The sequence below is a fragment of the Achromobacter sp. FW305-C-28 genome, assembly GCF_058783235.1.
This window is the reverse complement of the sequence record NZ_JBYSYL010000009.1, coordinates 279,648-303,433: the sequence shown is the minus strand read 5'-3', so window position 1 is coordinate 303,433 and position 23,786 is coordinate 279,648. Positions and strand designations below refer to the sequence as shown.

The following is a 23,786-nucleotide window of genomic DNA, read 5'->3' as shown; positions in this document are numbered from 1 at the left end:
CACGGCGCGAGGGCCCTTGTCGCCTAGTGGCACGGATGTCACTGCAACAGGACTACGCGCAATTATTAGATGGCAGGGCTAGGCAGGGAGATAGAGCGGCCCCCGCATTCCCACTCGAAATCACAAAGAAACTGGCGGATTATAGCGGACGCACAAATAGATGTAAGTTTGTGCTCTTGAATTCATGCTACCCGCCCCCATCTGGCCGACCCCTATTGACGCGCCAGGCAAACAGGGTGGCATAAAATCCCGCTCAGTCTCATCACAACGGCCCCACGATGCCCAAGCAGTTGTCCGATTTATATGCCGACCTGAGCGCGCGCGCCCAAGAGCCCGCCCCCGTGGGCGCCCACGCTTTATATATAGCGGGGCGGCGCTGCGGCTGGGCCACGCATGCCGCGTGCGACGCGCTGCACGGCGCGGATCACATCGATGCCGACGACGACGCGCTGCGCATCGGCGCGGCGCTCGCCCCCGGCGCCGCACTGGACGCCGTGCTCGAACAGGCCGCGCAACTGTTGCGCCAAGCCAACTGCCTGCGCGGCTGGCGTGATGAATTGCTGGACGTGCTGGACGGCGACACCGCCATTGGCGCGATCGAGCGCGCGGCGGTACGCCCGCTGGGCCTGTTGACCAAGGCCGTGCACCTGAACGCCTGGACGCCCGACGGCCGCGTCTGGATCGCGCGCCGCTCGCTCAGCAAGTCCACCGACCCCGGCATGTGGGACACCCTGGTGGGCGGACTGGCGGGCAGTGGCGAAGACCTGGAAACCGCGCTGGTGCGCGAATGCGGCGAAGAAGCCGGCCTGGATGCACCCGACCTGGTTCAGCGCACGCCGCTGCGCACCATCTTGCGCATCCACCGCCGCCTGCCCGAGGGCTACCAGGTCGAAGACGTGCTGACCAGCACCTGCGTGCTGGCGGCCGATGCCCGGCCGGCCAACCGGGACGGCGAAGTCATGGAAATCGCCGCCGTCGACGTGGCCACGGCGGTACGCCGGGTGGCCGACGGCGAATTCACGCTGGAAGCGGCGCTGGTGATTCTTGAAGACATCATGCAGCGCCAGGCCGCCGGCGAGATCTGACGCGCCGGCCGCCCCGCGGCCGCGCTAGCGCGGCTGCACGCCGGGTTCACCCAGCAGGTCGTCGCGCCGGGGGGCCTCGTGCGAAGGGATTTCATGCGAAGGCGCTTCGTGATCGCCGGCTTCACGCAAGGCGCGCGAAGCCTGCGCATCGACGCCGCCAGAACCCGCCGCCCCCGCCGCCTCGGCAGCCTCTGCCGCCTGGGAAGGTGTGGGCGCCGAAACCGGCGCAGGCACCGGCGCCGGCGCAGCATTCGCCTGTGAAAACTGCTTCCAGACCTCGATGGCGCGCAGCCGCTGCTTGGCCACCACCTGGATGCGCTCACGCAGGTGTTCATCGCGCGCCAGCAGCGCATGGAAATCGCGAGAAGCCAGCATCAGCAGCTTGCTGTAGCCCAGCGAAGTCACTTCCGGCGCGATCTGCTGCTCGCCCAACAAGCCCAGTTCGCCGAAGAATTCGCCGCTGCCCAGTTCGATCATGGTGTTGTCGGGCAGATGCACCGCCACGGCGCCCGAGGCCACGAAACACATTTCCTCGCCATGCCGGCCCTTGGTCAGCACCCGCTGGTCGGGCAGCGCCAGGCGCGGCTTGAGCAGCTTGCTGATGGCCCGCAACGAATCAGCCGACAGGCCTTCGAACAGCGGCACACGGTTGATCAGGTCGGCCGCGCTCATTTCAATGTCCAGCGGCGGGTGCGTGTCGATGTGCGCCCAGCGGCTCTTCAATTGCGCCATCAGGTCGGCGTAGACCTCACCGCTGATCAGGAACTGCTCGAGCATGTCGCGGTAGCGGATGCGTTCGAGCTCGCGGGCCACGCGCCCCAGGTAGCTTTCCTGCAACCACTGGGCATACGACGGGTATTGCAGGTTCAATGCCTGCATGGCGTTGTCGATCAGGTCCAGCCGGCGCTGGTGCAGCGACACGATACGTTGCGTGGCCGCTTCGCCCAGCAAGGGCGTGATCTGTTCGCGCGCAAACACGATAAGGCGCTGCGCAACCGACCGCTTGCTCATCAGGTTGGCGAACCGCTGTCCCAGCTCGCGCGCCAGCCAGCCCTGGAAGCCGAACAGGTAATGCAGCCGCAGGGCCAGCCGGAACCCGGTGGAATAGCGCACGTCGGCCACGATGGCGCGCTCGAAGCCGGGCACCCCGCCCATGCGGATGGCGTCTTCCAGCCGCTCGGCCCGCGCCAAGAGCGCCTCGGCCATGCGCCAGTCGACGATCTGCGCCTTGAGAATGTCGAAGAACATTTCCTCTTCGCGCTGCGCCACGATGGCCAGGCCGACCGACACGCGCTGCTCGTCGCTCATCTGGCTGACCTGGCCGTCGTGCACGCTGGTCAGGCTGGCGTCGAACACGGCGCGGATGCGGTCGCGCACCTCGGTGCCGATGTGTTCGGTCTTGGCCACCTCGTCGGTCTTGCCCTGCAGGTCTTCCAGCGCCACGGCCAGCGCCTGGTTGCGGATGGTGCGCTCGACCGGCGACAGCTGGTTCAGTCCCAGCATGCGGATCAGCGGCCGCAGGCTGATGCCATTGACGAACAAGGTCAGCAGCACGAACCCGGTGGTGGCCACCGCGATGAACTGGCGCGCCTCTTCGGGCACGCCGGTCTGCTCGGTCACGGCCAGCGCCAACGCCAGCGACACGGCGCCGCGCAGGCCGCCCCACAGCATCACCGCCTTATAGGGATTGCTGACCTTGGTGCCCAGTTTGGTCAGGCCCAGCAGGGGCAACAGGCCGAACACCACGATCGCACGTGCCACCAGGGTCACCACGAACACGACCCCGACCAGCACCAGTTCCTGCCAATCGGCCGCGGCCATCAGCTTGGGAATCAGCATGGCGGCGAACAGGAAGATGAGGGAATTGGCCCAAAACCCGAATTGCTCCCAGGCGCTGGACAGGTATTCGAAGGTGGTGGGCGACATGCGGGTGCGCCCGGTGGACCCGACGACCAGGCCCGCGATCACGGTGGCGACCACGCCCGACACGTTCAGGTAATGCTCGGAAATGAAGAAGGACAGGTAGGCCAGCGTCAGCGTCAGCGTGATCTCGGCAGTGGGAAAGCCGCGCAGCCAGGCAAACAGGAAACAGGCCAGGCGCCCCATAGCGAAGCCCGCAATGCCGCCACCGATGAAGTGCACGATGAAGTCGTTGAAGATGCCGCTGACGGTCAGTTCGCCGTGCCCGCCCAGAACGGCCAGCAGCACGGAATACAAGGCGATGGACGCCGCGTCGTTGAACAGGCTTTCGCCTTCGACCAGCGTGGTCAGGCGCTTGGGCGCCCCGACTTCGCGAAAGATGCCTACCACAGCCACCGGATCGGTGGTCGCCACGATGGCGCCCAGTAGCAGGCACACCACCAGGCCGTAGGGTGAAATGGCGTCCAGCGTCACGCCCACCACCACCGTACACACCACCACGGCCACGATGGCCATCATCAGAATAGGCCCGATGTCGTCCATCAGCCGGCGCACGTTCATCGACAGCGCGGTCTCGAACAGCAGCACCGGCAGGAAGACCATCAGGAAGGTCTCGGACGAGATCTCGAACCGTTCCAGCGAATCCAGGAAGTCACCGATCCAGCTGGGCGCCCAGCCGTGCACGTGCACGATGATGCCCAGCAAGCAGCCGACGATAGCCAGCAGCACCGAGTAGGGCAGTTTGAGGCGACCGGCCAGGGGCGGCATGAAGCACACCAGTGTCAACAGGCCGGCCAGGCCGAATACGAGAAAACCTACATCCATGGAAAACGCCGCGTCCCGATCATGAAGCTTGTGAGAAGTTCCACAAGAATAGCGGGTTTTCGTGCAAGTCCTGCCGTGGGCGCATGACCCACCACGTTTCGTTACGCCATCCCGACCGCTGCGCATGCGCCGAGCCGCGACTTTTTCGGTAAGGTAGTGGCCGTGCAGAACTTTGCAGGAGCCGCACTTGGCACGCGTCCACACCCTGGCCCGGCGCAATGATCCCCCGGCCATGCTTGTCCAATTGACCGATTGCCACCTGTTCGGCGAACCCGAAACCGTGATGCTGGGCGTCAATACCGACGCCAGCCTGCGCGCCGTGCTGCGCCAGATCGAGGCCGACGGCAAACATCCCGACCTGCTTCTGGCCACTGGCGACCTGTCCCAGGACGGCGAACCCGCGGCCTACCGGCGCCTGGCGGCCACCCTCGGCTCGGCCCCGGCACTGGAAGGCGCGCAGATCCGCTGCCTGCCCGGCAACCATGACCTGCCGGTGGCAATGCGCCAGGAACTGCCCGAGTGGTCGGTGCCCGTGACCGACGTGGGCGCCTGGCGCGTGGTCTCGCTGGACACCACCGTACCGGGCTCGAACGCCGGCCATCTTCCCGACAGCCAGCTGGACTTGCTGGAAGCCGCGCTGGCCGAGGCGCCCGGCCGGCACACGCTATTGGCCATGCACCACAACCCGATGCAGATCGACAGCCACTGGCACGACTCGATGATGATCGACAACCCGCAGGCGCTGTTCAAGCTGCTGACGCGCTGGCCGCAGGTGCGCGTGCTGCTGTGGGGCCACGTGCACCACGAATTCGATCGCCGCCGGCACAACCTGCGCATGCTGGCCACCCCGTCCACCTGCTTTCAGTTCAGCATTCGAGACGGCAAGCACGTGGTGGACAACCTGGCGCCGGGCTATCGCTGGATCAAGCTCTACCAAGATGGCTCGATGGCCACCGGCGTGCGCCGCGTGCAGGATGCGCTGTGGCACACGGCGCAGGCCGAGCCGGGCAGCGCGCAGGCGGCATAGACGCTTCGGACTTGTCGTCCGCCATCCAAAGACCATTCCCCATCACGCGGTACCCCTTGCGCGACATCGCGTCACGCGATGCATTTCGCGCGCGCAATAAAAAACGGGGCACCATATGCGTGGTGCCCCGCAAGCATCCGTCTCATAGGGGAGGGGAAAGAGGAGAAGCCGAGACGGATGACAAGACTGCCAACCAAAGTTTGCGGTCTACGTGGAGTTAGGCGGTGCGCACCTCATTAAGTTTCTGGAATCGCGCATTATTTCGCGATGAATTTGTATCAATTTATTGACGTCTCTCATCGCACTGCCGCTATGGGCAACGTCGTACACGCGCGGGCGGCGCCGGCAAAAGAAAAGGGCTGCCCAAGGCAGCCCTTTGCGTGGCGCGAATGCAGGATCAGGCGGCGAGGTTGCCGCGCATTTTCTTCAGTGCGGCCGCTTCGATCTGGCGGATGCGTTCGGCGGACACGCCGAATTCCTGCGCCAGCTCGTGCAGCGTGGCGCCACCGTCGTCTTGCAGCCAGCGGGCTTCGACGATGCGGCGCGAGCGCGGGTCCAGGGCTTCGAGGGCGCCGGACAGGCCCGAGCTTTGCAGCTGGTCGCGCGCGGCGCGTTCCAGCACGCGGGTCGGTTCCTGGCGGCCTTCGTCGGACAGGTACGCGATGGGCGCGTAGCTGTCGTCATCGTCGTCCTGGTTTTCAAGCGACATGTCGCGGCCGGACAGGCGCACTTCCATTTCGCTGACGTCTTCGCGGCGCACATTGAGTTCGCGCGCGATGTGATCGACCTGTTCGGGGTCGAGCGTCTGGCCGTCGGGGCGCATGCTGCGCAGGTTGAAGAACAGCTTGCGCTGGGCCTTGGTGGTCGCCACCTTGACCAGACGCCAGTTGCGAATGATGTATTCGTGGATTTCGGCCTTGATCCAGTGCACGGCGAACGACACCAGGCGCACGCCGCGCTCGGGGTCGAAGCGCTTCACGGCCTTCATCAGGCCGACGTTGCCTTCCTGGATCAGGTCGGCGTGGGGCAACCCATAGCCCAGGTACTGGCGAGCCACCGACACCACCAGGCGCAGGTGCGACAGCACGAGTTCGCGCGCGGCGCCCAGGTCTTCCTGGTCGCGCAGGCGACGGCCCAGTTCGGTCTCGCGCTCGGCGGACAGGACCGGCAGGCGATTGACTGCGGAAATGTACGCGTCGATCGTGCCGAGTGCGCCCGGATTGGCAATGGCCAACGCCAGGGCGTTGCCGGAAGCGGCCAACGAGGTACTGGGTTGTTTCATAGCGGCGGTCTCCGGAAAGCGAAGGGGTAAAGACATGGATTCGATGTTAGCACTCTAGTAAAGGGAGTGCTAATTCGACTATTGCGGCGCGTCAAAGTTTCCTTCGCTAAGTGCGTCCCTATTTATTTTGCCCTGCGGAAGCAAAGCCGCCCGCCCGCCGGGCCGCCCCAAGGGCGGGCAGCCCCCACGGGAGGCAGCAAGCGCGCGAAGCGCGTGCAGCGTGGGGGCTCCACCCCCGGGGTTCACGCCCCTACCAACCCAGGCGCTTCAAACCCTCGGCGGTGGACTCGCCGTCCGGGCGGACGAACAGGGCGCCTCGGGGGTCCAGGAAGACCTGGTACTTCGCGCCGTCGAAAAGCGGCATGTAGGCCGCACTGCCGAATTGGACATCGACGAAGGGGAACCAGTTCGGGAAACTTTGCTTGAGTTGGCCCAGATCCGGCGCGGGCCAGTCGTCCAGGGCGTGCACCGAGCGCGTGGCCGAGGCTTCGCGCGCCGTGTCGCTGTAGCGACCGGACAGGCGTTCAAGGCGATACAGCGGCGGCACGCCGGCCATCAGGGCCGGCAGGCGCCAGCGCACGACGCGCGCGTCGATCTGCCACTGGTCGCCGTACAACACATATTGCCGGGCGCCCACGCCCGGCGCGGTGGCGCTGACCTGGAACTGGCCGTCGGCCTGTTGGTGTGCCTCGATCCGGGCAACCGGCTGGTCAGTGGTCAGCCTGAAGAACTGCACCAGCGACAAGGCCAGCAAGCCGGACACGCCGCCCAACAGCAACAGCATCAGGCCGAACAGGCGCCGCACCGGGCGGAACTGGAAGGTACGACGGCCGCGCTCGTCGCGCGGGCCGCCCTTGCCCAGCAGCATCGCGATGCCCGGCAGGAACAGGACGATCGCGGCCAGCAGGATCCAGACGAAGGGAGCGATTCCGTTGATCAAATCAGGCGGTCCTTAACGAGAACGCCGGGGCAGGCAGTGGCGCACCGGGCGCCGGCAGCCTGCCGCGGCAGGCTGCCCAGTATAGAAGCGGGGCCTCAGACGGCCGGTTTTCCAAGCCGTTCGACGTGAAACCGGATGTGATCTTCGATGAACGTCGAGATGAAGTAGTAGCCGTGGTCGTAGCCGTCCTGGCGACGCAGCGTCAGTGGCTGGTCGGCAGCGGCGCAGGCGGCCTCGAATACCTCGGGATACAACTGTTCGGCCAGGAACTGGTCGGCGGCGCCCTGGTCGACCAGGATGCCGCCGGGGAAGGGCTGGCGCAGGCCAGCCATCAAGCGGGAAGCGTCGTAGGCCGCCCAGTCATCCGGGTTGTCGCCCAGGTAGGCGCCGAACGCCTTCTTGCCCCAGGGGCACTGGCTGGGCGCGGCGATGGGCGCAAAGGCCGACACCGAACGGTACTGGCCCGGGTTGCGCAGTGCCAGCACCAGGGCGCCATGGCCGCCCATCGAGTGGCCGAAAAGGCCGACTCGCGCAGCGTCGCCGGGCAGGGCGCGGGTGATGATGCCGTGCAGTTCCCGGGTGACGTAACTGTCCATGCGGTAGTGGCCGCGCCAGAGCGCAGTGGTCGCATCCACGTAGAAGCCGGCGCCGGTGCCCAGGTCCCAGCTTTCATCTTCGCCAGGCACGTTGGCGCCGCGCGGGCTGGTGTCGGGCGCCACCAGCATCACGCCCAGTTCGGCGGCCAGGCGCTGGGCGCCTGCCTTGATCATGAAGGTCTCTTCCGTGCAAGTCAGGCCGGCCAGGTAGACCAGCACCGGCACCGGGCCCTGTTCGGCCTGGGGCGGCACGAACACCGAAAACCGCATCGGCAGGCCGATCTCGGCCGAATCATGGCGGTAATAGCGCTGCGTGCCGCCAAAACAGCGATGCTGGGAAATGAGTTCCAGGGCGGCGGGCATGGGCGATCTCCGGGGGGATGGGGCTGAAATGAGCACGGTCGGGATTAGGGTATATCCACGGTACGACGATCCGTCGCCGAATGTTAACCTGCCCGAAACGGGGTCCTTCTTATAAAAAGTATCGATTCCGTGCCCATATTGTGATCACGGGGCTTGACCAGCGCCCACCGTGGCACTATTTATATAAGTACGAGAAGACAACCCGTTCTTCTGGAAGCGCAAGCCCTGACACTATGGCCCGTCTGCCCCGTCTGTACGCCCCTGGGCTGCCCCAACTGGTGCAGGCCAACTTCATTCAGCCGCTGGCGGCGCCGTCCCAGCCCGCCCCGGCCGATATCCTCAACCAACTTGCCGCGTGGCTGGGCGAATCCGCCCAGCGCCACCGGGTCTCGGTCCATGGCTGGCTGCTCGCCAACGACCGCATTCTGCTTTTGGCTACGCCGGCCGACGAAGAAGGCCTGCCGCGCCTGATGCAGACGCTGGGCCGCAACCTCGCGGCGCGCTTGCGCGGTGGTCGGGTGTTCGCAGGCCGCTACCGCTCGGCATTGCTCGAGCCGGGCGCCTGGGTGTTGCCCGCCCTGGTCTGGCTGGAAACCTACCCCGTGCGCAGCGGCGCATCGCAAGATCCTGATTCCTGGCCCTGGTCGTCGGCCTCCAGCCATACCGGCAACACCACGGCCGCCCCGGCGCAATGGCAATCCGACCACGCCGACTATTGGGCGTGTGGCAACACGCCGTTCGACCGCCAGGCCAACTATCGCAAGCGCCTGCAGGACGGCCTGTCGCGCGAGGAAACGCAGCGCATCGACCAGGCCGTCTCCGGCCAGTGGGCGTTGGGCGGCGCCAACTTCATCGCCAGCCTGGCGCACACGGCCAGCCGCCGCGTCGCGCCTGGGCAGCGCGGCCGTCCGCGCAAGAAGCCTGCCACGCCCGCCGCCGACGCCGAACAACCGACGACACCTGCGCCGGTCTCGCCACCGACCACGTCCGGTTCGTCTTCCTGACACAGCGCCTTCGGGCGCTTTTTCATGGCCGCTGCGGTGAACACCGTAGACAGCTCGCGTTCGCGCCCGCCGACCCTACGCGAACTCGCGCTCCCGGCGTCCCAAAACATCATAATAAATGGGGACAAAACACCGGGGAAATAGGGCTTTCACTACCCTTGACCGAGCGCCGCTGAATACACGTCCCCGCCAAGCCTTATTCCATGCGGACGTTGATGCGTCACCATATTAATGCTCTATGACGGTGCATCATATTAATTAGGGTCACACCCCTTATATTCCTGTTGCACCCTACTGTTGACGGGGGTATTGTCCGTCTCCTGCACTGCAACATTACGACGCAGGCTCACTGCGGAGCGCGCCATGCCCCAAATTACCCCGAACGATTCCTGTCCCACGCCCAAGGCGACCCCGATCGATGCCACCCGCATCGGCATGCCGCCTGCCCAGGGCCTGTACCACCCCAAGAACGAGCACGACGCTTGCGGCGTGGGCTTCGTGGCGCACATCAAGGGCAAGAAAAGCCACGCCATCATCCAGCAGGGCCTGAAGATCCTGGAAAACCTGGATCACCGCGGTGCGGTGGGCGCGGACAAGCTGATGGGCGACGGCGCCGGCATCCTGATCCAGATCCCCGACACGCTCTACCGCGACGAATTCGCCCAGCACGGCATCACCCTGCCCCCGCCCGGCGAATACGGCGTGGCCATGGTGTTCCTGCCCAAGGAAACCGCCTCGCGCCTGGCCTGCGAACAAGAGCTGGAACGCTCGGTACGCGCCGAAGGCCAGGTGGTGCTGGGCTGGCGCAACGTGCCCGTGGACGTCGACATGCCCATGTCGCCCACCGTGCGCGACTGCGAACCCGTGATCCGCCAGCTCTTCATCGGCCGCGGCGCCGACGTGATGGTGCCCGACGCGCTCGAGCGCAAGCTGTACGTGATCCGCAAGACCGCCAGCCATGCCATCCAGCACATGCACCTGGCGCACGGCAAGGAATACTTCGTGCCGTCGGCTTCGGTACGCACCGTGGTCTACAAGGGCCTGCTGCTGGCCGACCAGGTGGGCCGCTACTACCGCGACCTGGCCGACCCGCGCACCGTGTCCGCGCTGGCGCTGGTGCACCAACGCTTCTCGACCAATACCTTCCCTGCCTGGCCGCTGGCCCACCCGTACCGCATGATCGCCCACAACGGCGAAATCAATACGGTCAAGGGCAACTTCAACTGGCTGCGCGCCCGCGAAGGCATGATGCAGTCGGCCGTGCTGGGCGACGACCTGAAGAAGCTGTACCCCATTGTCTACGAAGGCCAGTCGGACACCGCCACGTTCGACAACTGCCTGGAATTGCTGGTGAACTCGGGCTACTCGCTGGCCCACGCCATGATGATGATGATCCCGGAAGCCTGGGAACAGCACACGCAGATGGACGAAAGCCGCCGCGCCTTCTACGAGTACCACGCCGCCATGATGGAGCCGTGGGACGGCCCCGCCGCGGTCGCGTTCACCGATGGCCGCCAGATCGGCGCCACGCTGGACCGCAACGGCCTGCGCCCGGCCCGCTACCTGGTCACCGATGACGACATGGTCATCCTGGCCTCGGAAGCCGGCACGCTGTCGATTCCCGAAAACCGCATCGTCAAGAAGTGGCGCCTGCAACCGGGCAAGATGTTCCTGATCGACCTGGAACAAGGCCGCATCATCGACGACGCCGAAATCAAGCTGCAATTGGCCAACAGCCGCCCGTACCGCCAATGGATCGAGCGCCTGCAGATCAAGCTGGAATCGCTGCCGGCCCCGCGCCAGGCCGCCGTGGCGACGCAATCGTCCGTGTCGCTGCTGGACCGCCAGCAGGCCTTCGGCTGGACCCAGGAAGACTACAAGTTCATCCTGGAACCCATGGCCACGTCGGGCGAGGAAGTGATCGGCTCGATGGGCAACGATGCCCCGCTGGCCGTGCTGTCCGACCGCGCCAAGCCGTTCTACAACTATTTCCGCCAGCTGTTCGCCCAGGTCACGAACCCGCCCATCGACCCCATCCGCGAACAGATGGTGATGTCGCTGGTATCGTTCATCGGCCCCAAGCCCAACCTGCTGGACATCAACAACGTCAACCCGCCGCTGCGCCTTGAAGTGTCGCAGCCGGTGCTGGATTTCGCCGCCATGGCGCAGATCCGCGACATCGAACAGGTCACCGGCAAGAAGTTCCGCAGCTTCGAACTGGACATCACCTACCCGGCCGCCTGGGGCCCCGAAGGCATCGAAGCCCGCGTGGCCGCGCTGTGTGCGCGCGCCGTGGATGCGGTGCAAAGCGGCTACAACATCCTGATCGTGTCGGATCGCCTGGTCGACAGCGAGCGCGTGGCCATCCCCGCGCTGCTGGCCACCTCGGCCGTGCACCAGCACCTGATCCGCGCGGGCCTGCGCACCAACACCGGCCTGGTGGTCGAAACCGGCTCGGCCCGCGAAGTGCACCACTTCGCGCTGCTGGGCGGCTACGGCGCCGAAGCCATTCACCCCTACCTGGCGCTGGAATCGCTGGGCAAGATGAACGACCCGGAAAAGGCCGTCAAGAACTTCATCAAGGCGATCGGCAAGGGCCTGAACAAGGTGATGTCCAAGATGGGCATTTCCACCTACATGTCCTATACCGGCGCGCAGATCTTCGAAGCCGTGGGCCTGCAGAGCAGCCTGGTGAACAAGTACTTCACCGGCACGTCGTCCAATATCGAAGGCATCGGCATCTTCCAGGTGGCCGAAGAAGCGCTGCGCCAGCACCGCGCGGCCTTCAGCACCGACCCGGTGCTGGCCAACGACCTGGACGCGGGCGGCGAATACGCCTATCGCGTACGCGGCGAAGAGCACATGTGGACGCCGGATTCCATCGCCAAGCTGCAGCACGCTTCGCGCGCCAACAACTACCGCACGTACAAAGAGTACGCGCAGATCATCAACGACCAGAGCCGCCGCCACATGACGCTGCGCGGCCTGTTCGAGTTCCGCTTCGACCCGTCGCGCGCCATTCCGCTCGACGACGTCGAATCGGCCAAGGACATCGTCAAGCGTTTTGCCACCGGCGCCATGTCGCTGGGCTCGATCTCGACCGAAGCCCACTCGGTGCTGGCCGTGGCCATGAACCGCATCGGCGGCAAGTCCAACACCGGCGAAGGCGGCGAAGACGAACTGCGCTACCGCGCCGAAATGCGCGAAGGCAAGAGCACCATCAAGGACGGCGACACGCTGGCCTCGCTGCTGGGCTCGGACCGCATCGAAGCCGACGTTGCCTTGAAGAAGGGCGACTCGCTGCGCTCGAAGATCAAGCAGGTCGCCTCGGGCCGCTTCGGCGTCACCGCCGAATACCTGTCGTCGGCCGACCAGATCCAGATCAAGATGGCGCAGGGCGCCAAGCCCGGCGAAGGCGGCCAGCTGCCCGGCCACAAGGTGTCGGAATACATCGCCAAGCTGCGCTATTCGGTGCCGGGCGTGGGCCTGATTTCGCCCCCGCCGCACCATGACATCTACTCGATCGAAGACCTGGCCCAGCTGATCCACGACCTGAAGAACGTCAATGCCCGCGCATCCATCTCGGTCAAGCTGGTGTCGGAAGTGGGCGTGGGCACGGTGGCCGCGGGCGTTGCCAAGGCCAAGGCCGATCACGTCGTGATCGCAGGCCACGACGGCGGCACGGGCGCATCGCCGGTGTCGTCCATCAAGCACGTGGGCACGCCCTGGGAACTGGGTCTGGCCGAAACGCAGCAGACGCTGGTGCTGAACCGCCTGCGCAGCCGCATCCGCGTGCAGGCCGACGGCCAGATGAAGACCGGCCGCGACGTCGTCATCGGTGCGCTGCTGGGCGCCGACGAATTCGGCTTTGCCACGGCACCGCTGGTCGTCGAAGGCTGCATCATGATGCGCAAGTGCCACCTGAACACCTGCCCGGTGGGCGTGGCCACGCAGGATCCGGTGCTGCGCAAGAAATTCCAGGGCAAGCCCGAACACGTCGTCAACTTCTTCTTCTTCATCGCCGAAGAAGTGCGCGAGATCATGGCCCAGCTGGGCATCCGCAAGTTCGACGACCTGATCGGCCGCGCCGACCTGCTGGACATGCGCTCGGGCGTCGAGCACTGGAAGGCCCAGGGCCTGGACTTTGCCCGCGTGTTCCACCAGACCCAGTCCGACGCCGACGTGCGCCAGACCGAAGAGCAGGACCACGGCCTGGCCGGTGCGCTGGATCACCAGTTGATCGAACGCAGCAAGCCCGCGCTGGAACGCGGCGAGAAGGTCTCGTTCATCGTGCCGGTGCGCAACCGCAACCGCACCATCGGCGCCATGCTGTCAGGCGCGGTGGCCTCGCGCTACGGCCATGACGGCCTGCCGGACGACACGATCCACATCCAGTGCAACGGCACGGCTGGCCAGAGCTTCGGCGCGTTCCTGGCCCATGGCATCACCATGGACCTGGTCGGCGAAGGCAACGACTACGTGGGCAAGGGCCTGTCCGGCGGCCGCATCATCGTGCGCTCGCCCAACGACTTCCGCGGCTTCGGCCCCGACCACATCATCGCCGGCAATACCGTCCTGTACGGCGCGCTGGCCGGTGAAGCCTTCTTCAACGGCGTGGCCGGCGAACGTTTCGCGGTGCGCAACTCCGGCGCCGCCACGGTGGTGGAAGGCACGGGCGACCACGGCTGCGAATACATGACCGGCGGCACCGTCGTGGTGCTGGGCGCCACCGGCCGCAACTTCGCCGCAGGCATGTCGGGCGGCGTGGCGTACGTGTGGGACCCCGAGCGCACGCTCAAGCATCGTGCCAACCTGTCGATGGTCGAACTGGAAGCCGTGGCCCCGCACGCGGAGCAGCAGGCCCAGAACAACATCGACGTCTGGCATAGCGCGCAGCGCGGTGGCGAACGCGAAACGGATGAAACCATCCTGCGCCGCCTGGTGGAAGACCACTTCCGCTACACCGGCAGCTTCCGCGCCCGCGAAATCCTGGGCGACTGGGAAGCGTCGCGCGGCAAATTCGTAAAGGTCATGCCGACGGACTACCGCCGCGCATTGGGTGAAATGTGGCGTGCAGCCAACCCGCAACAACTGGCTGCGTGAGGGATACCATGGGAAAGATTACCGGCTTTATGGAATTTCAGCGTCTGCAGGAGGCCTCCGAGGCCCCGCAGAAGCGGCTGAAGAACTGGCGCGAATTCGTGCTGCACCTGACCGACGACCAGGCCAAGCAGCAAGCCGCGCGCTGCATGGACTGCGGCATCCCGTTCTGCAACAACGGCTGCCCGGTCAACAACATCATTCCGGACTGGAACGACCTGGTCTACAAGCAGGACTGGCGCCGCGCGCTGGACGTGCTGCATTCGACCAACAACTTCCCCGAGTTCACCGGCCGCATCTGCCCGGCGCCGTGTGAGGCTGCCTGTACCTTGAACATCAACAGCGACGCTGTCGGTATCAAGTCCATCGAGCACGCCATCATCGACAAGGGTTGGGCCGAAGGCTGGGTGACCCCGCTGCTGCCCGCCCGCAAGACCGGCAAGAAGGTCGCGGTAGTAGGCTCCGGCCCCGCCGGCATGGCCTGCGCCCAGCAACTGGCGCGCGCCGGCCACTCGGTGACGCTGTTCGAAAAGAGCGACCGCATCGGTGGCCTGCTGCGCTACGGCATCCCCGATTTCAAGTTGGAAAAGCACCAGATCGACCGCCGCATCTCGCAGATGGAAGCCGAAGGCGTCGAATTCGCGCCGTCGACCTACGTCGGCAACCCGACCGACCCCGTGGCCGACGGCCTGACCGTGCGCACCCCGCAATCGCTGCTGGCCGAGTTCGACGCCGTGGTGATGAGCGGCGGCTCGGAAACCCCGCGCGACCTGCCGGTGCCCGGACGCGAATTGTCGGGCGTGTACTTCGCCATGGACTTCCTGCGCCAGCAGAACAAGGCCGTGGCCGGCGACCGCCTCACCAACCAGACGCTGGCCAAGGGCAAGCACGTGGTGGTGATCGGCGGCGGCGACACCGGATCCGATTGCGTGGGCACCAGCAACCGCCACGGCGCGGCCTCGGTCACGCAGTTCGAACTGATGCCCCAGCCGCCCGAGTCCGAGAACAAGACCATGACGTGGCCGTATTGGCCGCTGAAGATGCGCACGTCGTCGTCGCACGAAGAAGGCTGCGACCGCGACTGGTCCGTGACCACCAAGCTGCTCAAGGGCAGCAACGGCAAGGTCGAAAAGCTGGTCGGCGCCCGCGTCGAATGGTTCAAGGACGAGTCCACCGGCCAGATGAAGATGCGCGAGGTCGAAGGCTCGGAATTCGAGATCAAGGCCGACCTGGTGCTGCTGGCCATGGGCTTCGTGTCGCCGGTGCAGACCGTGCTGGATGCCTTCGGCGTGGATCGCGATGCGCGCGGCAACGTGCGCGCCAACACCGACGACTACCGCACCAACGTGGAAAAGGTCTTCACCGCTGGTGACATGCGCCGCGGCCAGTCCCTGGTGGTCTGGGCCATCCGCGAAGGCCGTCAGTGCGCGCGTTCGGTGGATGCCTACCTGATGGGGTCGAGCGAACTGCCGCGCTGATTCCCGGCGCACAACGCCCTGAATTCGCCGCCTTTTGCACCGTGTGCCAAGGCGGCGAAGTCTTTTCAGGCAACCGACATTCTGGTTTCCGTAAGATGCGGCATCGATCCGCCGCCGCCCCCGCCATGTCCGCCTCCGACCCCGAGCTTGCCGCCCCGCCGACGCTGCCGCAGATATTCCTGGCCTTCACCAAGGTTGGCCTGACCAGCTTTGGCGGCGGCCTGAGCGGCTGGATGATGCGCGAATTCGTGCAGCACCGGCGCTGGATGTCGGAATCCGACTTTCTGAGCGGGCTGGCGCTGGCGCAATCGTTTCCCGGCGTGAACGTGGTGAACCTGGCCATCTGGATCGGGTTTCGGCTGCGCGGCGGTCGGGGCGCCTTGCTGGGCGGCCTGGGTATCACGGTGCCGCCGATGGTCGTGGCCATCGGCGTGGCCGCGCTGTTCGCCAGCATGGCGCAGTCGCAGGGGCTGCACGTGGCCATGGCCGGGGTCGCGGCCGCGGCGGTGGGCGTATCGCTGCAGACCGGCCTGCGCGCCGCGCGGCGCGCGCTGGTGGGCTGGGTGCCGGCCGCGATCATGGGCGCGACCTTCGCCGCGATCTTCCTGTTGCGCCTGCCCTTGCTGTGGGTGGTGGGCGCCATGGCGCCGCTATCCATCGGCATCGCCTACAGCCGCTTGCGCCAGCAGGGTCGCCAGGAACGGCAATCATGAACCTGGCCCTGCTGCACGACCTGTTCTCGGTGTTCACGCCGCTGTCGTTCCTGACGGTGGGCGGCGGCCAGAGCATCCTGCCCGACATCCACCGCCAGGCCGTGGACAGCTATGGCTGGATCAACGAGTCGCAATTCCTGGACTACTTCGCGCTGTCGCGCATCACGCCCGGCCCGGCCTCGCTGCTGGTGACGCTGATCGGCTGGCACGTCGGTGGATGGGCCGGTGCGATCGCCGCGTCGATCGCGATCTTCCTGCCCTGTTCGCTGCTGATCTACGCGCTGGCGCGGGTCTGGGCGCGCTATCGTCACGCCACCTGCGTGCGCGCCATCGAAGCCGGACTGGTGCCAGTCGCCGCCGGCATGATCCTGGCGTCTTCCTGCACCGTGCTGCGCGCCGCCGAGGGCGGCGCCTGGGCCTGGGGCGTGGCCGCGGCGTCCACGTTGGCGCTGGTCTACACGCGGGTCAGCCCCTTCCTGATGCTGGCGCTGGGCGCCGCCGTGTTCCTGGCCGCACTGGCCTGATTCCCCCCTTGCGCTTGCCGGCTGCGCCGCCCGTTGTTGCAGTGCAGCCACGGCGGCGCCGGCTTGCCCGCAGCGTTTGACGCATATCAACCGGCCCCGGCGCCGGGTCTGCGAACCTTTCCACTCACCCCATGGAAAGATCGGAGAAGAAAATGTTTTCGCTGAATGGGCGTATCCGCGCCACCGCCATCGCCGGCCTGATCGCTGCCGGCGCGTTTGCCGCCCCCGCCCAGGCCCACGAAGCCGGTGACATCCTGTTCCGCGTGGGCGCCACGCAGGTCCGCCCCGCATCGAACAACGGCACCGTGCTCGACGGCAGCGTCAAGCTGGACGCCAACAACAACGTGCGCCCCAGCTTCACGCTGGCCTACATGGCCACGCGCAACATCGGCATCGAACTGCTGGGCGCCTGGCCGTTCCAGCACGACGTGAGCGGCAGCGGCCTGGGCAAGATCGGCTCGAGCAAGCAATTGCCGCCCACGCTCAGCCTGCAATGGCACATCCTGCCCGACAGCATGGTCCAGCCCTACATCGGCGTGGGCATCAACTACACCAAGTTCTTCGACACCAAGGCCGAAGGCGCGCTGAAGGGTTCGGACCTGAAGATGGGCGACTCGTGGGGCGTGGCTGCGCAACTGGGCGCGGACATCAAGATCAACGAACGCTGGTTCATGAACGCCGACATCCGCTACATCGACATCAAGTCGAAGGTGAAGCTGAACGGCGAACACATCGGCACCGCGCGCATCGACCCGTGGGTGCTGACCATGGGCGTCGGCTACCGCTTCTGACGGACCGCGCGCCGCCGCTACTGGCGGCGCTGCGCCAACAGTTCCTGAAACGCCTGCAATGCAGGCGTTTCGTCTTCCGCGCGCCAGACCAGCTGCGTTTGCGCGCGGCCATGCTGGCCGGACAGCGTCGTCACGCGCAGCGATGATTCCGCCCCCAGCACTGCCAGCACCGAACGCGGCACGATCGCCACGCCAGACCCCGCGGCCACGCACGCCACGATGGCGTGATACGACGCGAATTCCATGACCTTGCCCGGCGCCACGCCTGCCTGGCCGAACCACGATTCCAGGATGCGGCGATACGAACAGCCGGCCGTGAACGCGATGACGCTGCGGTCGCCCACGTCTTGGGGGCCATGGATTTCAGGCCAGGCCAAGGGGGAAATCAGCGCCAGTTCTTCCTGGAAGGCCGGCTGTTGCGCCAGGCCCTGGGCATCGAACGGTTCGGCCACGAACGCGGCTTCGATCTCGTAGTTGCGCACCTTGGCGGCCAAGGCGCCCGACGTGCCGGTGACCAGTTCGATGCGCACTTGCGGCCAGGCCGCATGGTAGGCCGCCAGGATGGGCGGCAGGCGCGCGGCAGCCGTGCTTTCCATGGTGCCGATGCGCAGCAGGCCCTGCGGCGCGCCATCGCGCACCGCGGCCTGGGCCTCGGCCGACAGGCGCAGCAGGCGGTCGGCATAGGACAGCAGCACGCGCCCCTGGTCGGACAGCACCAGCCGCCGGTTCTGGCGCCGAAAGAGCGGCGCCGCCAGCGAACTTTCCAGCTGCTTCAGGCGCGTCGACACATTGGACTGCACCCGGTTCAGGTGAGCCGCGGCGCGCGCCACGCCGCCGTGGTCGGCCACCGCCTTGAAAATCTGCAACGCGTCGAGGTCTAAGTTTCTCATTTCAAGAACTCATGTTCTTAATAATTCACTATTCAAGATATTAGTACAGCCGTAGAGTGGGAGCCATGTCAATAGCCACCCACCCTGATTCCGTCCGCCCGCGCGGGGCCGCCTCGCTGGCCTGGCCCGCCGCGCTGGCCCTGGCCGCCGCCATGGGCATCGGCCGGTTCGCCTTCACCCCCGTCTGGCCGCTGATGGCCCAGGAAGCGGGGCTGTCGCTGGCGCAGGGCAGCTGGCTGGCGTCGGCCAATTACGCGGGCTACCTGCTGGGCGCCTTGGCCGCGGCCGTACGGCCGCCGCGCCATCCGCGCGCCATGCTGGCCGCCAGCCTGTTGGCGGTCGGCCTGTTGACCTTGGCCATGCCCTGGTTCCATGGCGTGCTGGCCTGGGCCCTGCTGCGGCTGGCGGCGGGCTACGCCAGCGCCAGCGCCTTCATCTGCATTGCCGCCGCCCGGCCTGTCGCCGCCGACGACCCGCGCCGGCCGGCGGTCGCCGCCATCACCTACGCCGGAGTCGGCGCCGGCATCGCCCTGACGGGCCTGGCCAGCCTGGCGCTGATGGCCGCGGGCGGCAACGCCAACGCCAACTGGACGACGTTGGGCATCCTGACCCTGGGCTTGTCCGCGCTGGCCTGGCCGCGCCTGTCCCGCGCCGACGCCAAGGCGCACCTGGGAACCGTGGCCGCGCCTGCCGGCCTGCCGCCGGGTATCGGGCGGCTGGCCTGGCACTACGGCATCTTCGGCGCCGGCTACATCATCCCCGCCACGTTCCTGCCCGCCATGGCCCGCGAGATCATTCCGGATCCCGCCGTGTTCGGCTGGGCCTGGCCCCTGTTCGGCCTGGCCGCCGCGCTGTCGTGCCTGCTTGCGCCCCGCGTGGCGCAGGCGCTGGACGACAAGGCGGTATGGCGCGGCGCGCAAGCGGTGATGGCGCTGGGCATGCTGGCCGTGGCGGTCTGGCACACCATTGCCGCCATCATCGTCGCGGCGGTGCTCGTGGGCGGCACCTTCATGGTCATCACCCAGGCGGGCATGCTGGCCGCCCAGCGGCTGGCCGGGCCGGCCGCGCCGCGCGCCGCCGCCATCATGACGTCGGCCTTCGCCGCCGGACAGATCCTGGGCCCGCTGCTGGCCTCGGGCGCGGCCCGCTGGGGCGCCGGCCTGCCGCAGGTGCTGGCGGGCGGCGCGGTGCTGCTGGCGCTGTCGGCCTGGCGCTTGGGAAATATCAGCGCCGCCGCCCCCAACGCTGGGCATAATGCGATCGGTTCCTAGGAACCCATCACATTAGAAAGAGGAGTCACCCAGCATGAAATCGCTACGCCCCCTGGTCGCCGCCCTGGCGGCCTTCGCCGCCTTCAGCGGCGCCGCTCAGGCCCAGGCCACCGACTGGCCCGCCAAACCCATCACCATGATCGTGCCCTACGCCCCGGGCGGCTTTGCAGACACCCGCGTGCGCCTGCTCGCGCGCAAGCTGGGCGAATCGCTGGGCCAGCCCATCGTGGTGGAAAACAAGGCCGGGGCGGGTGGTGTAGTCGGCACCAACCTCATCGCCAAGGCCGCCCCGGACGGCTACACCATCGGCACCGGCAACCTGGCGCCGATGGCGGTGAACCCGTCGCTGATGAAGGACATGCCCTATGACCCGCTGAAAGACCTGGCACCGGTCATCCTGATCGAAAACAGCCCGCTGGTGCTCAGCGTGAACAACGAGCTGCCGGTCAAGACGCTGGCCGACCTGATCGCCATGGCCAAGAAGCAGCCAGGCAAGCTCTCGTTCGGTTCGTCCGGCGTGGGCGGCGCACACCACCTGTCGGGTGAAATGTTCCGCGAACAGGCCAAGATCGACATCGTGCATGTGCCGTACAAGGGCGGCAGCCTGGCCGCCACCGACCTGATGGGGGGCCATATCTCGATGATGTTCGAAATGGGCTATTCGGCGCTGCCCGCCATCCAGGGCAAGAAGATCCACCCCATTGCAGTGACGTCGGCCCAGCGCCTGGCCGTGCTGCCGGACGTGCCCACCATGGCGGAATCCGGCCTGCCGGGCTTCGAGTCGTACAACTGGCAGGGCATCGTCGCCCCCGCCGGCACCCCCGCGCCCATCATCGCCAAGCTCAACGCCGAGCTCAACCGCATCCTGAAGGAAGCAGACGTGCAAAAGGCCATTGCCGACACCGGCAGCCAGGCCGGCGGCGGCACGCCCGAGGAATTCGGCGCGTTCATCAAGAGCGAAACGGCCAAGTGGGCCCACGTCATCAAGGCTGGAAACATCCAGCTTCAGTAAACCAACCAGGAGACTTCCATGGCATCCCGCCTTCTCGATCAGCTCAAGCTCGACCACCCCATCATCCAGGCGCCCATGGCAGGCGGCGCGACGACGGTCGAGCTGGTGTCCGAGGCGTCGAAGGCGGGCGTCCTGGGGTCCCTTGGGGCGGCTTACCTCACCCCCGAACAGATTGACGCGGCCGCGCGCGCGATCCGCGAACGTACCGACCGGCCATTCGCGATCAATCTGTTCGCCTCGGTCCCCGAGCAGCCCTACCACGGCGATGCCGCCCGCATGCTGGACCTGATGGCCCGCTACCACGCGCAGTTGGGCCTGCCGACGCCCGCGGCCCCCGGCCCCCAGGCCGACCCGTTGCCCGGCCAGATCGACGCGGTGCTGCGCGCGCGGCCGGCGGTCTTCAGCTTCACCTTCGGCCGCATGCCCGCCGATGCACTGGCTCGCTGCCGCGAGCTGGGCATTCTGACGGTCGGCACCGCCACCACGGTGCGCGAGGCCGTGGCGCTGGAGCAGGACGGGGTAGACGCCATCGTGGCCCAGGGCGCCGAAGCGGGCGGCCATCGGGGCACTTTCCTGGACGATTTCGAGCATTCGTTGATCGGCACCATGGCGCTGGTACCGCAGATCGCCGACGCGGTGTCGGTGCCTGTGATTGCGTCCGGCGGCATCATGGACGGCCGCGGCATTGCGGCCGCGCTGGCCCTGGGCGCCCAGGTCGCACAAATGGGGACGGCCTTCCTGACCACCGACGAAGCCGGCATCAACGACGCCTACAAGGCGGTGCTACCCGCCTCGCGCGCCGAGCAATCCCGGGTGACCCGGGCGTTTTCCGGACGTCCGGCCCGGGGGATCGTCAATTCCTTCATGCGCGACGCGGACCAATTATCAGACGACATCCTGCCGTACCCCCTGCAGAATGCGCTGACGCGTCCGATGCGCACGGCGGGCGGCAAAGCCGGCAACGTGGCCGTTCTGTCCCTTTGGGCCGGCCAGGGCGCCCCGCTGGCCCGGCGCGAAAGCACGGCCGCGCTGGTCGCCCGGCTGGTCCGCGAGACCGCAACGGCGCGCTCTGGCGGCTGACGCGGGGGACCGCCGGCGGCCCGTCGATTGTTCCCCGGGGCGAAAACACTGTTCCACGGACAGCCATACCGCACTGCGGTGACAAATCATCGGGCTACAATGGCCCCTCGCCGCTGGGTGCAACAGTTTGTCTTCCTGCACCCGGCATATGAGTAACAGGGCGCTTCCCGACGCAGCCTGTCTCGCTCGCGCCGGCCGCTCTTTGCGCCCGCCCACGAGCGCGGCAGCAGGGCATTCGCCACCGAAACACCCGTTCGTTGCCCATGCCCGCTCAAACCAGCAGCCCCCCGGAATTTGCCCTGCACCTGCAAGGCGTGGCGCTCGGCTACGGTGATTTCACCGTCCTGCGCGACATTTCCATGGAAGCGCGCCCGGGCCAGGTGGTCGCCATCATGGGCGGCTCCGGTTCCGGCAAGACGACCCTGCTGCGTGCCGCCACCGGACAGCTCGTGGCCAAGGAAGGCACGGTACTGGCCTTCGGCCAGGACATCGCCCGCGCCACGCCCGCCGAACTGCAAGCCCTGCGCAAGCGCATGGGGGTGCTGTTCCAGCAAGGCGCGCTGTTCACCGACCTGAATGTCTTCGAAAACGTGGCGTTTCCGCTACGCGAGCACACGCGGTTGACCGAATCCGACATCACCGAACGCGTGCTGGACAAGCTCGATGCCGTGGGCCTGCGCGCCGCGGCCCACCTGAAGGTGGCCGAGGTGTCTGGCGGCATGGCCCGCCGAGTGGCGCTGGCCCGCGCGGTGGTGCTCGAACCCGAACTCATCCTGTACGACGAGCCCTTCGCCGGGCTGGACCCGATCTCGCTGGGCATCACCGCCCGCCTGATCCGCAGCCTGGCCGACCGCCTGGGCTGCGCCTCGGTGCTGATCACCCACGACGTGCACGAATCCTTCGCCATCGCCGACCAGGTCTACCTGGTGGGGCAGGGCGAACTCAAGGCCGCCGGCAGCCCCGAGAGCCTGTCGGCCTCGCAAGACCCCTACGTGCAGCAATTCCTGAAAGGCGAACCCGACGGCCCGGTCGCGTTCCAGTACCCCGAGACGCCGGCTTTCCAGAAATGGCTGTCGCAACAACAAGGGCGCCGCGCATGAACGCATCGAACAACGCCATCGGCGCGCTGGGCGGCTGGCTGCGCAACCGCATCACCGGCATCGGCGGCTTCACCCGTTTCTTCGGCGCCATGCTGGCGCGCAGCGGCATCGCGCTGTCGCGTCCCCGGCTGGTGTCGCAGCAGGTCCATTTCATCGGCAACTACTCGCTGCTGATCATTGCCGTCTCCGGCATGTTCGTGGGTTTCGTGCTGGGCCTGCAGGGCTACTACACGCTGAACCGCTATGGCGCCTCGGAATCGCTGGGCCTGCTGGTCGCGCTATCGCTGGTGCGCGAGCTGGGCCCCGTGGTCACGGCGCTGCTGTTCGCCGGCCGGGCCGGCACCTCGCTCACCGCTGAAATCGGCCTGATGAAGGCCGGTGAACAACTATCCGCCATGGAAGTCATGGCGGTCGACCCCGTGCGGCGCGTCCTGGTGCCGCGCCTGTGGGGCGGCATCATCGCCATGCCGATCCTGGCCGCCGTGTTCTCCATGGTCGGCATCCTGGGCGGCTGGGTCGTGGGCGTCCTGATGATTGGCGTTGACGCAGGCGCCTTCTGGTCGCAGATGCAGGGCGGCGTCGATGTCTGGAACGACGTCCTGAACGGCGTCCTCAAAAGCCTGGTGTTCGGCGTCACGGTGACGCTGGTTGCGCTTTACGAAGGCTGGCAGGCCAAACCCACTCCCGAAGGCGTCGCCCGCGCCACCACCCGCACGGTCGTGGTGGGCTCGCTGGCGGTGCTGGGGCTGGACTTCCTGCTTACTGCCTTGATGTTTGGAAACTGA

18 protein-coding genes are annotated in these 23,786 nt (G+C 66.9%); 13 read left to right on the top strand and 5 right to left on the bottom strand.

The genetic code is table 11. The features are described 5' to 3' along the window. The first annotated feature begins 278 nt into the window (after nucleotides 1–278). Nucleotides 279–1,085 (top strand): NUDIX hydrolase, encoded by an 807-nt coding sequence (locus AC3WMR_RS22230; RefSeq protein ID WP_492264965.1) that lies wholly within the window; start codon nucleotides 279–281, stop codon nucleotides 1,083–1,085. Between the two features lie 24 nt (nucleotides 1,086–1,109). Here the strand turns inward: AC3WMR_RS22230 and AC3WMR_RS22225 are convergent, their stop codons facing one another. Further along, nucleotides 1,110–3,830 (bottom strand): cation:proton antiporter, encoded by a 2,721-nt coding sequence (locus AC3WMR_RS22225; protein WP_492264964.1) that lies wholly within the window; start codon nucleotides 3,828–3,830, stop codon nucleotides 1,110–1,112. Between the two features lie 187 nt (nucleotides 3,831–4,017). Between AC3WMR_RS22225 and cpdA the strand changes: the two genes are divergently transcribed. Then, the gene (gene cpdA, locus AC3WMR_RS22220) at nucleotides 4,018–4,857 is read left to right on the top strand and encodes a 3',5'-cyclic-AMP phosphodiesterase (protein WP_492264963.1); all 840 of its coding nucleotides are present in this window, start codon (nucleotides 4,018–4,020) and stop codon (nucleotides 4,855–4,857) included. A gap of 397 nt (nucleotides 4,858–5,254) precedes the next feature. Here cpdA and rpoH read toward each other — a convergent pair whose 3' ends face one another. The 3 genes from rpoH to fghA all read right to left on the bottom strand — a co-directional run bounded on the left by rpoH (nucleotide 5,255) and on the right by fghA (nucleotide 8,038). Further along, nucleotides 5,255–6,175 (bottom strand): RNA polymerase sigma factor RpoH, encoded by a 921-nt coding sequence (gene rpoH / locus AC3WMR_RS22215; protein ID WP_369797722.1) that lies wholly within the window; start codon nucleotides 6,173–6,175, stop codon nucleotides 5,255–5,257. 214 nt (nucleotides 6,176–6,389) lie between these two features. Continuing rightward, nucleotides 6,390–7,079, bottom strand: coding sequence for a hypothetical protein (locus tag AC3WMR_RS22210; protein ID WP_492264962.1), 690 nt, complete (start codon nucleotides 7,077–7,079; stop codon nucleotides 6,390–6,392). A 95-nt stretch (nucleotides 7,080–7,174) separates the two neighbouring features. Beyond that, nucleotides 7,175–8,038 carry an S-formylglutathione hydrolase gene (fghA, locus tag AC3WMR_RS22205; protein WP_492264961.1) on the bottom strand — a complete coding sequence of 288 codons (864 nt, stop codon included), beginning with the start codon at nucleotides 8,036–8,038 and terminating at the stop codon, nucleotides 7,175–7,177. Nucleotides 8,039–8,271: 233 nt separating this feature from the next. Here fghA and AC3WMR_RS22200 point away from each other — a divergent pair, with 233 nt between their 5' ends. From AC3WMR_RS22200 to AC3WMR_RS22175, 6 genes are all read left to right on the top strand, one after another. After that, nucleotides 8,272–9,042 carry a transposase gene (locus AC3WMR_RS22200; RefSeq protein ID WP_492264960.1) on the top strand — a complete coding sequence of 257 codons (771 nt, stop codon included), beginning with the start codon at nucleotides 8,272–8,274 and terminating at the stop codon, nucleotides 9,040–9,042. Nucleotides 9,043–9,405: 363 nt separating this feature from the next. Then, the gene (locus AC3WMR_RS22195; protein WP_025139917.1) at nucleotides 9,406–14,145 is read left to right on the top strand and encodes a glutamate synthase-related protein; all 4,740 of its coding nucleotides are present in this window, start codon (nucleotides 9,406–9,408) and stop codon (nucleotides 14,143–14,145) included. A gap of 8 nt (nucleotides 14,146–14,153) precedes the next feature. Beyond that, nucleotides 14,154–15,620: a glutamate synthase subunit beta gene (locus AC3WMR_RS22190; RefSeq protein ID WP_175218747.1), complete on the top strand. Its 1,467-nt coding sequence runs from the start codon at nucleotides 14,154–14,156 to the stop codon at nucleotides 15,618–15,620. Between the two features lie 125 nt (nucleotides 15,621–15,745). Next, nucleotides 15,746–16,333: a chromate transporter gene (locus tag AC3WMR_RS22185; RefSeq protein WP_492264959.1), complete on the top strand. Its 588-nt coding sequence runs from the start codon at nucleotides 15,746–15,748 to the stop codon at nucleotides 16,331–16,333. Next, nucleotides 16,330–16,857, top strand: a complete 528-nt coding sequence (locus AC3WMR_RS22180; RefSeq protein ID WP_025139920.1) for a chromate transporter — start codon at nucleotides 16,330–16,332, stop codon at nucleotides 16,855–16,857. The genes AC3WMR_RS22185 and AC3WMR_RS22180 overlap by 4 nt, the downstream gene beginning before the upstream one ends. A gap of 152 nt (nucleotides 16,858–17,009) precedes the next feature. Next, entirely contained in the window at nucleotides 17,010–17,648 is a 639-nt protein-coding gene (locus AC3WMR_RS22175) for an OmpW family outer membrane protein (protein ID WP_199167980.1), read from the top strand. A gap of 17 nt (nucleotides 17,649–17,665) precedes the next feature. Here the strand turns inward: AC3WMR_RS22175 and AC3WMR_RS22170 are convergent, their stop codons facing one another. Then, the gene (locus AC3WMR_RS22170) at nucleotides 17,666–18,538 is read right to left on the bottom strand and encodes a LysR family transcriptional regulator (RefSeq protein ID WP_492264958.1); all 873 of its coding nucleotides are present in this window, start codon (nucleotides 18,536–18,538) and stop codon (nucleotides 17,666–17,668) included. Nucleotides 18,539–18,603: 65 nt separating this feature from the next. Here AC3WMR_RS22170 and AC3WMR_RS22165 point away from each other — a divergent pair, with 65 nt between their 5' ends. The 5 genes from AC3WMR_RS22165 (at nucleotide 18,604) to mlaE (ending at nucleotide 23,786) form a co-directional block, all read left to right on the top strand. After that, nucleotides 18,604–19,809: a YbfB/YjiJ family MFS transporter gene (locus AC3WMR_RS22165; protein ID WP_492264957.1), complete on the top strand. Its 1,206-nt coding sequence runs from the start codon at nucleotides 18,604–18,606 to the stop codon at nucleotides 19,807–19,809. A gap of 34 nt (nucleotides 19,810–19,843) precedes the next feature. After that, nucleotides 19,844–20,821: a tripartite tricarboxylate transporter substrate binding protein gene (locus AC3WMR_RS22160; RefSeq protein WP_175193307.1), complete on the top strand. Its 978-nt coding sequence runs from the start codon at nucleotides 19,844–19,846 to the stop codon at nucleotides 20,819–20,821. Between the two features lie 18 nt (nucleotides 20,822–20,839). Beyond that, nucleotides 20,840–21,901 carry an NAD(P)H-dependent flavin oxidoreductase gene (locus tag AC3WMR_RS22155; protein WP_492264956.1) on the top strand — a complete coding sequence of 354 codons (1,062 nt, stop codon included), beginning with the start codon at nucleotides 20,840–20,842 and terminating at the stop codon, nucleotides 21,899–21,901. Between the two features lie 263 nt (nucleotides 21,902–22,164). Continuing rightward, complete coding sequence (locus AC3WMR_RS22150; protein ID WP_025139925.1) at nucleotides 22,165–23,001, top strand: ABC transporter ATP-binding protein; 837 nt, start codon at nucleotides 22,165–22,167, stop codon at nucleotides 22,999–23,001. Beyond that, nucleotides 22,998–23,786, top strand: a complete 789-nt coding sequence (gene mlaE, locus AC3WMR_RS22145; RefSeq protein WP_025139926.1) for a lipid asymmetry maintenance ABC transporter permease subunit MlaE — start codon at nucleotides 22,998–23,000, stop codon at nucleotides 23,784–23,786. Before AC3WMR_RS22150 ends, mlaE begins: the two co-directional genes overlap by 4 nt.

What these genes read in the sequence shown, in the direction of transcription:
- mlaE (WP_025139926.1), top strand. Translation starts at nt 22,998, where the DNA reads ATGAACGCATCGAACAACGCCATCGGCGCGCTGGGCGGCTGGCTGCGC.
- AC3WMR_RS22170 (WP_492264958.1), bottom strand. Translation starts at nt 18,538, where the DNA reads ATGAGAAACTTAGACCTCGACGCGTTGCAGATTTTCAAGGCGGTGGCC.
- AC3WMR_RS22195 (WP_025139917.1), top strand. Translation starts at nt 9,406, where the DNA reads ATGCCCCAAATTACCCCGAACGATTCCTGTCCCACGCCCAAGGCGACC.
- rpoH (WP_369797722.1), bottom strand. Translation starts at nt 6,175, where the DNA reads ATGTCTTTACCCCTTCGCTTTCCGGAGACCGCCGCTATGAAACAACCC.
- AC3WMR_RS22230 (WP_492264965.1), top strand. Translation starts at nt 279, where the DNA reads ATGCCCAAGCAGTTGTCCGATTTATATGCCGACCTGAGCGCGCGCGCC.
- AC3WMR_RS22155 (WP_492264956.1), top strand. Translation starts at nt 20,840, where the DNA reads ATGGCATCCCGCCTTCTCGATCAGCTCAAGCTCGACCACCCCATCATC.
- AC3WMR_RS22225 (WP_492264964.1), bottom strand. Translation starts at nt 3,830, where the DNA reads ATGGATGTAGGTTTTCTCGTATTCGGCCTGGCCGGCCTGTTGACACTG.
- AC3WMR_RS22200 (WP_492264960.1), top strand. Translation starts at nt 8,272, where the DNA reads ATGGCCCGTCTGCCCCGTCTGTACGCCCCTGGGCTGCCCCAACTGGTG.
- fghA (WP_492264961.1), bottom strand. Translation starts at nt 8,038, where the DNA reads ATGCCCGCCGCCCTGGAACTCATTTCCCAGCATCGCTGTTTTGGCGGC.
- AC3WMR_RS22160 (WP_175193307.1), top strand. Translation starts at nt 19,844, where the DNA reads ATGAAATCGCTACGCCCCCTGGTCGCCGCCCTGGCGGCCTTCGCCGCC.
- AC3WMR_RS22190 (WP_175218747.1), top strand. Translation starts at nt 14,154, where the DNA reads ATGGGAAAGATTACCGGCTTTATGGAATTTCAGCGTCTGCAGGAGGCC.
- AC3WMR_RS22175 (WP_199167980.1), top strand. Translation starts at nt 17,010, where the DNA reads ATGTTTTCGCTGAATGGGCGTATCCGCGCCACCGCCATCGCCGGCCTG.
- AC3WMR_RS22165 (WP_492264957.1), top strand. Translation starts at nt 18,604, where the DNA reads ATGTCAATAGCCACCCACCCTGATTCCGTCCGCCCGCGCGGGGCCGCC.
- AC3WMR_RS22180 (WP_025139920.1), top strand. Translation starts at nt 16,330, where the DNA reads ATGAACCTGGCCCTGCTGCACGACCTGTTCTCGGTGTTCACGCCGCTG.
- AC3WMR_RS22185 (WP_492264959.1), top strand. Translation starts at nt 15,746, where the DNA reads ATGTCCGCCTCCGACCCCGAGCTTGCCGCCCCGCCGACGCTGCCGCAG.
- AC3WMR_RS22150 (WP_025139925.1), top strand. Translation starts at nt 22,165, where the DNA reads ATGCCCGCTCAAACCAGCAGCCCCCCGGAATTTGCCCTGCACCTGCAA.